We start from the raw sequence: 12,408 nt of genomic DNA on the forward strand, positions 1-12,408 counted from the left end.
GAATGAACAGTCTCAAAAACTTACCGATAATCGTGTTATTGGTGGCAACGGTGCTAACCTTTGCCAGCCAATTTCAGATTGTTCAAAATATATGGCAATTTAGTTTTGATGATGGCACATATTCTCACGCCTACCTGATACCATTTATATCAGCTTACCTATATTGGCAATTATTTACAGAAGGTAGACTAGTTTTTCAAGAAAAGTTGAATTTGGCGCTATTACTATGCGCCATTATTATCCTGTATACCTTGGTTATTTTTACATTCGCCCAATTTACCACTGGCTTTCGGATTTTTTTGATACTATTTTACACTGCTATTATTGCTGTTATTTTCAAGCCTAATCTCAAGGTACTTTTCCCGGCATTATTTTTAATATTTATAATCCCAGTATGGGGTATTTTAACCACTCCTTTACAAGAACTGTCTACCAGCGCAGTAACCTTTATGATGAAATATTCAGGTATTCCAATCTTTGTCGAAGGTAATACGATTACCATTCCTGAAGGAATATTTGAAATTGCTGGAGGATGTAGCGGTCTGCGTTATTTAATTGTTTCTCTTGCGGTCTCCTCACTCTTTATTTTTATGTATGTTGAAAATATTAAGTCCGCGACTAGTTTTTTATTATTAGCAATAGTCGGCGCACTGGTAACTAACTGGATCAGGATCACAGCGCTTATTTTGATTGGTCATTTTAGCAATATGGAAAGCGAGTTAATGACAGATCATAATACCTTTGGCTGGTACCTTTATATTCCATTTATGATACTTTTATTTGCCTTTGGTCAGAAATATTGTATCGGAAACACAACGACTAAACAGGTAGAAGATAAACCAGTACCGGTCAACAATAAGAGTTTAATATCAGTATTTCTGCTTTTATTAGTTGGCTCATCACTCAGCCAGGCATTATTTATATCTGACACCTCTACTAAGCAACCAATGAATTGCCTTAAAAATATAAACGAGCATCCTAGACCAGATATTATTAGCGCCCACTCTCTGTGCGTCTCTACTGATAACAAAGTTACAACATATATTTATCAATTTGATGGACTCAAAATAGGAAACACTGTTGATTATTATGAAAATCAGTTTATCCCTAAAGGATATGAAGTAACACATAGTGAAATCAATAACGACTGGCACTTGTTAACCGTTCGAAATAGTAATGCTAGTTACACAGTAAAATACCAATTTGTTAGTGGCACCTCTGCGACAGCAAGTAAAGCGAAACTCAAACAGCTTAAAGTACTCAATGCCTTAAAAGGTATACGCGACTCACAGCTAGTATGGAAAATAAGCGCCGATAAATAGTAGTTCGATATTGTCAGTTTTTTTTACACCTGCTAAATAGCCCTTACAAAAAAATACACCCAAACAATTGAATTAAAAGAAGTTTTAAATCTTGGCACACTACATGCTTTTCCTTGTGCAAGAATTATTTATTTAAACATTTTAACAGCTAAGGAAAGAGCATGAATTCAAAACTAAAAGTCTGCGCATCTATATTAGCAGCATCAATTATTTCCAGCACAGCAACTGCTGGTGTAGTAACAGAGTGGAGCTATAGCAACCAAGCTGGTTTCTTAAACTGGGCTGGTACTCATGATTCATATGGCGAAAACAGCTGGACTGATGATGATGTTGCTGCAAGTGGTGACTCAACTGGTGGTGATGCTAATGTACTAGACACTAATTTTGACGGTGTAGTTGATGGTAACGATGTATCTTTAGCAACAACGTTAGAGTGGGGTACTCCTGCATTTGATGGTAACGGTCAAAAAAGTAGCCTAGTTATCGACAGTCCTGTAAACGATAACTTAACAACTAACGATTGGGAATGGGCTCAAGGTACTAATGTAAACCACAATAACTACAAAATTAATGATGACGAGTTAACTAACGCAACATTATTAGATGGTTTAGCATTAACACCTGCGTCTTGGGAAGCTTTCGGTGATGACGAAAATGTGTTGCTTGATAATGCACCATATTTTGCTCCACAATTAGCATTTGGCATTAACTTCTACGAAACTGACAATAACGCCGCACAATGTCCGGACGGTTTTGCTAACGGTGAAGGTAGCAATGTTAATGGTTGTGGCGATATTTTCCAAGTAACAGGTTTAGAGCACTTACAATTACCTATTGTTGTTGGTGATGATTTCTTAGAATTTACTGTACCATTTGTACTAATGGGCGCAGATCACCAACCTCTTGAAGGTTGGGGTGATACAGTTTACTTAGTAACAACTCGTATCTCTGGCTTAAAAACATTAGAATCTGATGAGTGTTTTAACGATAATGTAAGCACTTCATGTCCTTACGGTTTCGTTACCGTTGAAGAAGATGACAACGTACTTGCTGCAGAATTCAAAATCCGCACAGTTCCAGAGCCTTCTACTTTAGCTATCTTTGGTTTAGGTATCGTTGGATTCAGCTTATTACGTCGTAAGAAAGCATAATAGAACAACGTCTTAAAATAAAAAAACCGACGTAAGTCGGTTTTTTTTATTTAAAAATTAAACACTTTTTCTATTTTTTCCTTATTATACCCAGTATAAAAATTTCTCAGGAAAACCGATTCAATAATGAGCATTGTTTTTTTCAGTAGTTTATTAACTCTTATCTATACCTTTATTGGTTACCCACTTTTTTTAAAGTTTGTAAAAAAAGACACTCTGCCATCAATATTAACTGATGAGCAATTACCACCAATTACTGTGGTATTATGTGTCTATAATTCGGCTAGTTTATTAAAAAATAGAATTGAAAATATTCTGTCTTGTGACTACCCCAAAGACAAGCTCAATATTTTAATTATTTCTGATGGTTCAACCGATGAGCCAGATAAAATAATAGCTCAGATAGATAACCCTGCCGTTAAGCTATTACATTACCCGGAAAACCAGGGAAAATCTTACGCGCTATCTTATGCGTTTAATAACATATCAACACCTTACTCAGCCTTTACAGATATTCGCCAAAGCTTTAATCGTGACGCATTAAAGCAACTTGCCAGCACGGTAACTATGAAGAATATTGGCGCCGCCAGTGGTAACCTGAAAATAATTACTCATGATGAGACGGACGAACAAGGCCTGTATTGGAAATACGAAAAAGCGATTCGAATTAAAGAAAGTGATTTAAATTCGTTACTCGGTGTCTCTGGAGCAATATATATGGCGAGAACTGAGTTATTACCTAATATACCTAGTGATTCACTCTTAGATGATATGTACATTCCCCTGTCTATGGTGAAAAAAGGGTATAAAGTGAAGTTTTGTGAGCAAGCCATTGCTTACGATCGAGCGTCAACAACCATTGGAGAAGAGTTCACCCGCAAGGTAAGAACACTAGCAGGCAACTACCAATTGGTTAAACAAATGCCTTGGCTACTTTCAATTAAAGATAACCCTTTATTTTTTCAATTTTTATCACATAAAATTGCAAGGTTAGTAATGCCGTTTGCGCTAATTTTATTATTTATTTCTAGTTGTTTTATCACTACGCCTCTTCAACCGGCAATTATAATAAGCCAGGGCTTATTTTACAGCTATTCACTGTTTGGCTACTTAGTCCGAAACCGTAATTTAAAACTCCCCTTAATGAGTACTTGTATTAGCTTTTGCAGTCTAAACTTAGCCGCATTAATAGCATGCTGGAAGTACTTTACCACCGACGATATGACAACCCTATGGAAAAAACATTAAGTAGTAGCTTATGCGCTACTACTTTAATTTACGAATAGGATTTCCAACTTGAGCTAGATATTTTCTTGCCAAGATCTTAGCACCTTCTTCGTTCAAGTGGTCATCATCGCGATATAGAGGAATATTCTCAATTTGCATTGTACAGCGCTGTTGCTGACAAAATAATTCACTTGGCTTAATCACAATAGTTTGTGGATACAAAGATTGTACATGACTAAATATATCCGAGATAAATCTATTATTCTGTAATGTAATCTCACAACTCAATGATTCATCATAGAGAATCTGCTTAATAGGGCATTTAGGACTTTTGCCTGCTAAAGTTGGTGTATCTTCAAATAGGATAGGCGTAACACCTTGCTTAACAATATGGTCTATTGTATTAATAAGCTTCTGTTGAAAAAGAGTTTTTATCTCTTCAATATCGGTAACACGTGCTGTTTCATTAAAAATTCTGCGCGTATCGAACCCAGGCCACGATGCAGCTAATACAACATAAGCAAAACCTTGCTCTTCCATATGCTGTAATGCAACAGCATTACGTGCTTTACAGCGTTGTGCTTTATATAGATTTCCGCCCCAGTTAAGATCACCAACTGGCAGACACCTATCCATCGTATAGTCCTGTCCCCACAACCCAGCATCTTTTACAAGCTCTTGAACAAATGGTACTAAATGATTGGCATGAGAATCACCAAAAATAAAAACACCTTTATTCTCAGCTGTATGGTTACCGAATATGCAACTAGCATCAGGCTGCCTGTTATGTTCCCTAAATGCCGAATGGCAAGCTTTGCGAGAATCGCTTGAATGGGTATTTAATGCCTTCTCCATATTGACAATTTGCGGCTCAAATCGCTCTGGATAGCCTTGCTGAGATACTCCAACTAACGCAAAAGCTATCATTAACATCGCCGGAACCGTATAAAACTTGATAGCAATAGGTAAAAACGCATTAATTCTGCTATGCCTTAATGGTTGCTCTATATATTGATAAGAAAGCATAGATAACAGGTATGTAAATAGAATAGCACCAAGCTGCACGACTGCGGTTAATTCTATCGACATATAGCGCAGTAAAGTAAAAATAGGCCAATGCCAAAGATAGAGCGAATAAGAAATATTTCCGCTATAAACCATCGCTTTAGTCGATAAGAATTTGTTAATTACACCTCGCTGACTATAAATTAAAATTGCAGTACCAATAGTCGCGTACAGTGCATTGTAACCAGGGAATGACGAGTGCTCGTTTAAAAAAACTGCACTGGCTAAAATAAGCGTTACACCAATTATTGATAAAATGTGATGTACCGATGTTTTGACTTCAGGTAACTTATGCCAAAAAATAGCTAATGATGAACCAAGCAATAATTCAAAAAAGCGTGTCGGTAATAAATAATATGCTGCGCCAACCGTGACTTCAGTTCCCCACTGAGAAAAAATAGTTAAGGCAATAAATAAAATCACTGATAGCCAAGCAGTCACTTTTGGCCCTAACAAGCGAACGGAAAGAATCAGCATCACTGGCCAAACGAAATAATATTGTTCTTCCACCGCCAAGGACCAAGTATGCAATAATGGAGCTTCTTGCGAATTCCCATCAAAATATCCACCATGATGAATCCACATAAAAAAGTTGCCCGCATATAAAACCACCCAGACAATACTCTGATAAAACGTAGCCAAATCTTGCGGCAACATGACGAATGTGAAGGCAACAGCAGTGACAAAAATCACAAAAAATAACACAGGCATTAAACGCTTTATTCGTCGTGAAAGAAACCAGCCCATACTAAATGTATTTTCAACGATTCTAGGGTAAATAATTGAAGTAATTAAAAAACCAGATATTACAAAAAAAACATCTACACCAACAAAACCACCTGAAAAAAGTGCTATACCTGCATGATTCAAAATAACGGTAAATACTGCTATCGTTCTTAAGCCATCAATATCACTACGATAATTCAAAACACATCCTCTATTAATCTTGCTCTATTTGATTTAAAACTGACATTAACCATGGTAAATCGTCAGTGGTAGAATACTGCCAATTAAACTTTCTTGGAGGCTTACTGGTTAAACGTTCTAATTTTACATATTTATATTTTTCATTAATGGCTACATGCTGTGCCTGACATAAATTGGAGATTTTTTTAAATACAGACAAGGTGTTAGTCTTTAGTCGCCCACCCTCAATTTTCTCAACATATAAGCCTTTTCCCATCATAGATGCGACATCACAGGTATGTTGTCGGTCTGACCAAGCGTCGAGCTCCTCTTGCTTACTATTTTGCAATGACACTAAATATTTAGGAATTATTTGCCCCTTAATTTTGCCTTTTGGAGCAATAAAAATTCCTTTTTCTGCGATAAAGTCTGCAAACGCAACTAATAACTGACGTGACTTATCACTATTTGTTAGCCAGTAATAACGCCATAGATTATCCGCCAAAAGCGCCATCATCCAAGGTGAGCAGGTGGGGGACTCATCTCCCCAACCTTCATGAGCATTAAATGTGTGCTGAGGACAATTACTTACCGGCCATTGATTCTCAGGTGTAAAAGTCATCGCAAGTAACGTATTAATTAATTCTTCAATTCTATCTTTAGCACTTTGCTTATTAGTTAATTCCCAATAACTTATCGCAACATTAAGCGCCGCAGCATGATGACGCTCAGTCCAAAAGCCGCGCCCCGTTGAATAGCCAGCATCCCATGAAAGCGATGCGTTATATAACCTTCCTAGAACGTCCAACGAAGATTCGCTGTAATTTAACAAGTGATGATAAACTAAAGACCGGCCCATCAAATACTTAACATCTTCAGGTTTTGCCAGCTTGAAAAACCCCTCATCATCTATCTGGCTTTTATAAAAAGTCACAAAACGATCGGCATAGCGCTTCCATTGATGGTTGTTAGTCGCAAGATACAATTGATAAAACGCCTGCGGCCTGTCGTAAAGCCACTGACTCGCTTTATTGCGAGGATAGTTGTTTTTTGTCAATGCCTCTTCATCGGCCAGATAAGTTGCCGTTAAAGATTGAATACTACGGTACCATGTATCGTCAACATTTAAGTCATCTGTTAGCAACAAAGCTTTTCTTAGCCAAGAGCTATTCGGATAAATAATGCGACTATTTAATTTCTCACTTTTACTGGTTTCTGAAAGTAACTTTGTGCCTGTTTGCCATCTCAAAGTTAATAACTTAGTAGAAGGTTTAGTTAACAGTTTGATGTTGAGAATTCTGACGTACTGATACTTTTGATTGGCAGAATTTGGCCATAGAAGTGTATAGCTCACCTCTGCTGGAATTCTTATATTGTTATCATAAATATTAATGTTACTCGAAATAGTAACAGTGTTTTGTGGTACCAGCAGTGAGAAACTGCCATCTAACTGCGGTACAGTTAAAGCAATACTGCCTTGCTCCTGTGCACTGGCACTAGTAACAGCAACTAGAAAAAAAGCACACAAGAACATCACTCTCATAAACGCCATAAGAGCCACCATTAATCGATATATAATTGATTATATTTATCAGCACATGCTGACAATGAAAACTGTCGCTCTATTTTTTGTCGACCAACGGCACCATATTGCTCGATGACAGCTTTGTCATCCAATATTGTTTTAATCAAAGAAGCTAACGTTTCATCGTCATTATACTCAAACAACAAACCATTTCTTTGATGCTCAACCAATTTAGGATTACCGCCAACCTTAGTTGCTATTACTGGACAGTAATATGCCATCGCTTCAATTATTGCTAACGATAATCCCTCTGTTTCAGAAGTCACCACCATGACATCAAAGCTATTGTATATCGTATTTCTATTAGCCACCATGCCATGAAAAACGATATTCGATGATCTCAGCTGCTCTTCACTAAATTGCTGTAATTCATTTAAACATGGTCCATCACCAAAGAAATGGATCTCAATTGCCTTTTGTGTTTCCGGCGCTAATCGCGCTACTGCACGCAATAAACTTATTTGATTTTTTAACGATACCATACGGCCAACAGAGCCTAAGCGTAAACCTGTGAACTGAGTTTTTTCTGGCTGAAACTCAGTTAAATTAACACCATTATCGATAACATGCTTAGTCATATTATGCCAACCATGAGAGCGTTCGAACACCTGTGCGCCTTCTTTTGAGACAAAACTCATTTGATCTACAAAATAACGGGCAATTTTATGTGTCCAACGCCAAGTGCTACCAGCTAATGGATCTGCACCATGGCGGGTATAAACAATTTTTTTACTTCGACAAAAAAGCAACACTGGTAATAAAAACTTTAATGGGTATGGCGAATGAAAATGTATGACATCAAAAATTTTAAGCGCCTTATATGCACTGCGCCATTTATTCAATTTGCCAGATTGGGTGTGAAAAACCTCAATTTCGCCGTTTTCGCATTCTTTTACTAATGGATCACTACTCTGACCAAATGATAAAATCGCAACATTAGCTCCTTTATTTCGCTGTACCTGACATAAGTCAATGACAAAGCGCTCTGCTCCCCCTACTTCCAAGCTCGAGACAATGTGTAGAACTGCAGTTGAATTTTGATTACCGTCCATTGTTAATAATTAGTTTCTAAATTTTGACAATTATGCGGTAACATAACGATGACTTCCAGCTTTATTAAAGTATAAACTCAAGAAAAATAGGCTGATTGGCTATCATAATTAACAAGAGTTCTAATGAGCGTTATTTGTAAAAAAATTGAAAATACTGAGCAGTTAATCTCGCTAGAAAAACAGTGGGAAAATTTAAACAATCGCGCTAACCATGGTTGCATTTTCACCTCTCCGCTATGGCTATTAACTTGGTACAAAACATATTGGCAAAACAATTGGCAACTGAACTGTTATGCCTTTTTTCATCAAGATAATTTAGTAGCATTGTTCCCTTTTTACTATCAGCGTAACAATAACTGGATTGAGCAAAATAATTTATTTTTACTCGGTCAGGGAGAGCCTGAAGCGATGGAAGTTGCCTCTGAGTATGTGGATCTATTAATTTTAAAACCATTTAAAGATGATGTTTTTAATTTATTTTTTGAACAAAAGTGGCAAACAAACCTTAATAGTTTTTTCAGCAGAGCAATTAAACCAGAAGCAAATATCACCAGCCTTATACAAGCAGATACGACAATCTTCAGTCAACAAAATGCAGGGACCCGCTACTATATAGCCACTAACAACTGGAACATAAAGACATTAAGCAAAAACAACGTCAATCGCTATAAACGTTCTCGTAACCAACTTGCAAAATTAAATGCCGAATTTTATTGGGTTTCCCCTAAACAACACACCAGTTACTGGCATAAGATGAAACAATTTCATCAAACTAGGTGGCAAAAGAAAAAATTGCCCGGGGCTTTTAGTAGCAAACAATTCGAAAGCTTTCATTTAACGTTGTTAGCACAGCGTGATAAAACGGCTATCAGTGCGTTATCTGTTAATGGCGAAGTTATCGCCATTCATTATTATTTACAGGATGAAAATACTTGTTATTTTTATCAAAGTGGCTGGAATGAGGAAAAATACAACAAATTATCTCCGGGTTTCGCCTTACATTTATGGTCAATCGAGCACTGCAACAAACAATACTACGATTTTATGATGGGGCCTGTGAATGATAGCTATAAGGGTAAATTTAAGTGTCAAGAATCCCCGATGTATAACTTGGCTATAAATTTTTCACCCGTTAGAAATAAAGTCGCTAAAATTTTGCAGAAGATAGCGACTAACTAGCATATAATGCCGAGCGTATCGTAGCCGTATATAAGGAATTTGCCATCAATGACGAGAAGATTACCAATAGTTAAGGAAAAAAACGCCACTGTCGCATTTTTCTTTTTGGTGCTTTATACAATTTTTGTCTTAGTCCGTCCTCATGAGTTTTCTTATGAAACGTCTAACTGGATTATTATTAAGGTACTCGCGCTTACCACCATATTGTTAACGGTTTTAACACTAAGACCAATTAACTTGATGCCGCAGCACTATTTATTATTTTCACTGATCCCACTTATCATTGCTTCTGGTTTATTAAATGGCTGGCTTAGTGGTGGTTTATATCAAGCAAATATCATGATCGTCAGTTCCGCTATTCCTTTTTTTCTCTTTAGCAATTGCGTTACCAGCATACAACGACAACATATCATCATGTATCTCTGCTTAATTGCAGCTCTGATCATGATTTACAATGGCCACCTACAATTTTCAAGTTACAACGGTGAATATGGCACCGGAATAGGAGGAAGCCGAAGCGTCGGTAGTGTCGCTCGCCAGGAAATTCGTATTACTTATTTTGGCTTTTTTAGCGACCCAAATGATCTGGGCATGTTTTTAGTAATGAACTTTCCATTTGCGCTTTATTTCTTGCATCAGGGAAATTTCCTCAAAAAAATGATCATGCTCGGTGTGATTACCGCCATCTTCTATGGCGTGTATATGACTGGTTCTCGAGGCACTCTACTTGGTATTATAGGCATAGTAGGTGTTTATTTTCTCTTTACCAAGGCTGGTACCAAACTCATTATCTTTTCCATAGTTGTTGCCCCTTTAGTCGCAACACTATTAGCTTCTTTTGGCGGCATGTCCTCCTCAGAGTCTTCCGCCCATGGCCGGTTAGATGCCTGGTATGTGGGCGTTCACATGCTGTTGAGTAACCCCATTTTCGGCATAGGTATGGGTAATTTCATTGAAGAACATAATTTGGTTGCTCACAATTCGTATATACATATCGCTGCTGAATTAGGTGTATTAGGTTACTCAATCTGGGGAGGCGTACTCATCCTTTCGATGTTAGTTGGCTTTTTACTAATGAAGAAATATTCCACACTTGATGATGATTCAGCATCTGAGCAACGTCAAAAAGAATACCAACAAGAACTTACAATCAATAAAACTATCTTTTTTTCGATGGTCGGATTTATGATCACCGCTTTTTTCTTAAGTAGAAGTTACAGTCTATTGTTATTTATTTTCTTGGGCCTTTTAACGGCAAGTCATTTAAGAATATTAAAAATAAGACCAGAACTTAAAGAGTTATTCTCTGCGGCAATGGTTTTCAAAAGTATCAGATACTCATGGTTAATCATTTTTACCGTATTCATCGCGATGAAAATTGGCCTCTAAGCAACAGATAAGACAACAATGATTAAACAATTATTTGCCAGTTCATTTTTCCGACTGTTAGAAAATATTATTATGGTAGCAATTTCATTATTGCTAACCCCTTTTTTTATTAAAACCTTAGGCACTAACGACTATGGTTTATGGCTACTGACGTTATCAATTTTAGGCTGGTTTAATGTCATTGATTTGGGATTTCCTGCTGCCGTACAACGACAAGTTACGATCGCACTGGAAAAGAAAAATGACACCCATATCAATACAATATTTTCTACCAGTATTATGCTATTTGGCACCTTAGGCGCAATTTCCAGCCTAGGCTTATTTGCCGTGGCTCAATTTCCGGAAATACTCGATGTTAACAATGCCAACCAAATCACCTTTTCAGCGATAACCACAGTACTAATAATTAAAGTGCTGTGGGATTTTTTTATGAATGCCTTCCACGGCTTTTTTTCAGGCATGTTACGTTATGATATTGACGCCAACATTTCTTCTTTTAACTCCATTGTAAAAGCGGTTTTAGTCTTTATCCTCATTCCTGAAATGCATATCTGGGGAGCGGTGGCGGCGACACTAGTCGCGGATTTTCTCAGTAACATATTAAAAATTGTTTACGTGAAAAAGCTATATCCTCCGTTAGTGTTTCGCCTTTCCTTGATTAGTGTTAGTGAATTGAAAGAATTATTTCATTTCTCAAAACATGTTATCGCTAGTGGCGTCGCTAGCTCAATTAATACCAAGTCAGCACCAATATTAGTTACTAAATTATTTGAATTAACCTTAGTTCCTATATACAGCATAGCTAATCGGCTAAGTACATTAGTTGAAGGATTTGCCAAATCGATCAGCGCAATATTTCAGCCGGTCTTTACTCGTATGGTCGCTCGAAAAGAAAACATGGAAGTCATGTTTCACGAAGTTTCTCTCATTAACATTACAGTTTATAGTATCTTATATCAGACGCTATTCGTTTTTGGCGGGGTTTTCATTATTTTATGGGTTGGCAAAGAATTCGAAGATTCCGTTTGGTTAATGAACATTCTAGTTTTTACATTTCTCTGTCGTGCACTCAGCTGGTCAACCAAAGCAGTATTACTGGCGCAAGCCAATCACAAACTGTTAGCGCTGACAAATTTATCCGGTGCTATTTGTAACATAATCAGCTCAATTGTTTTATCCCACTACTTTGGCCTTATTGGCATCGCGTTAGGATCTGCAATAGGCTTTTTTATGACTGATGTCGTTTTTAACCTTTTATTATTGAAACGATACAATAATTTTAACTTAACACCGGTATTAAAAGGCTTTCTGCTATCGATAGTATTAACCTATAGTGTAGGCATAATCGGCCAATACCTTTTAGCCAACTACATGGCTCACAATTGGCTAATGCTGATTACATCTGGTATCGTTTTATGTCCCTTTATTGTGCTGATTAATTGGTTAGTCTTGCTTAATAAAGACATCAAACAAAAAACAATTACGACAATAGCGGCAAAATTACCTTTTTTAAAAGCAACTTAAGTGATTAA

The 12,408-nt window shown here is 37.0% G+C and carries 9 protein-coding genes; 6 read left to right on the forward strand and 3 right to left on the reverse strand.

Annotated features, from left to right (window positions below; all coding sequences use genetic code 11):
- Positions 1-50 precede the first annotated feature (50 nt).
- The 3 genes from xrt to QQK06_RS07710 all read left to right on the forward strand — a co-directional run bounded on the left by xrt (position 51) and on the right by QQK06_RS07710 (position 3,721).
- The gene (gene xrt / locus QQK06_RS07700; RefSeq protein ID WP_284244074.1) at positions 51-1,322 is read left to right on the forward strand and encodes an exosortase; all 1,272 of its coding nucleotides are present in this window, start codon (positions 51-53) and stop codon (positions 1,320-1,322) included.
- A gap of 161 nt (positions 1,323-1,483) precedes the next feature.
- Positions 1,484-2,473, forward strand: a complete 990-nt coding sequence (locus QQK06_RS07705; protein WP_284244075.1) for a THxN family PEP-CTERM protein — start codon at positions 1,484-1,486, stop codon at positions 2,471-2,473.
- A 126-nt stretch (positions 2,474-2,599) separates the two neighbouring features.
- Positions 2,600-3,721: a glycosyltransferase gene (locus QQK06_RS07710; RefSeq protein WP_284244076.1), complete on the forward strand. Its 1,122-nt coding sequence runs from the start codon at positions 2,600-2,602 to the stop codon at positions 3,719-3,721.
- An 18-nt stretch (positions 3,722-3,739) separates the two neighbouring features.
- Here the strand turns inward: QQK06_RS07710 and QQK06_RS07715 are convergent, their stop codons facing one another.
- From QQK06_RS07715 to QQK06_RS07725, 3 genes are read right to left on the reverse strand one after another with little or no spacing between them, the layout of a single operon-like run.
- A complete protein-coding gene (locus tag QQK06_RS07715; RefSeq protein ID WP_284244077.1) occupies positions 3,740-5,692 on the reverse strand; it encodes an acyltransferase family protein in 1,953 nt (650 codons plus the stop codon).
- Positions 5,693-5,705: 13 nt separating this feature from the next.
- Positions 5,706-7,223 (reverse strand): hypothetical protein, encoded by a 1,518-nt coding sequence (locus tag QQK06_RS07720; RefSeq protein ID WP_284244078.1) that lies wholly within the window; start codon positions 7,221-7,223, stop codon positions 5,706-5,708.
- Positions 7,224-7,234: 11 nt separating this feature from the next.
- The gene (locus tag QQK06_RS07725; RefSeq protein WP_284244079.1) at positions 7,235-8,308 is read right to left on the reverse strand and encodes a glycosyltransferase family 4 protein; all 1,074 of its coding nucleotides are present in this window, start codon (positions 8,306-8,308) and stop codon (positions 7,235-7,237) included.
- 123 nt (positions 8,309-8,431) lie between these two features.
- On the opposite strand from QQK06_RS07725, the gene QQK06_RS07730 reads away from it, so the two are divergent.
- Genes QQK06_RS07730 through QQK06_RS07740 form a run of 3 tightly spaced genes read left to right on the forward strand, consistent with a single transcriptional unit; the run spans position 8,432 to position 12,400 of the window.
- Positions 8,432-9,487 (forward strand): GNAT family N-acetyltransferase, encoded by a 1,056-nt coding sequence (locus QQK06_RS07730; RefSeq protein WP_284244080.1) that lies wholly within the window; start codon positions 8,432-8,434, stop codon positions 9,485-9,487.
- Positions 9,488-9,535: 48 nt separating this feature from the next.
- Positions 9,536-10,876 carry an O-antigen ligase family protein gene (locus tag QQK06_RS07735; RefSeq protein ID WP_284244081.1) on the forward strand — a complete coding sequence of 447 codons (1,341 nt, stop codon included), beginning with the start codon at positions 9,536-9,538 and terminating at the stop codon, positions 10,874-10,876.
- Between the two features lie 18 nt (positions 10,877-10,894).
- Complete coding sequence (locus QQK06_RS07740) at positions 10,895-12,400, forward strand: oligosaccharide flippase family protein (protein ID WP_284244082.1); 1,506 nt, start codon at positions 10,895-10,897, stop codon at positions 12,398-12,400.
- Positions 12,401-12,408: the final 8 nt, after the last annotated feature.

Source organism: Thalassotalea insulae (assembly GCF_030161395.1).
Lineage (GTDB): Bacteria > Pseudomonadota > Gammaproteobacteria > Enterobacterales > Alteromonadaceae > Thalassotalea_E > Thalassotalea_E insulae.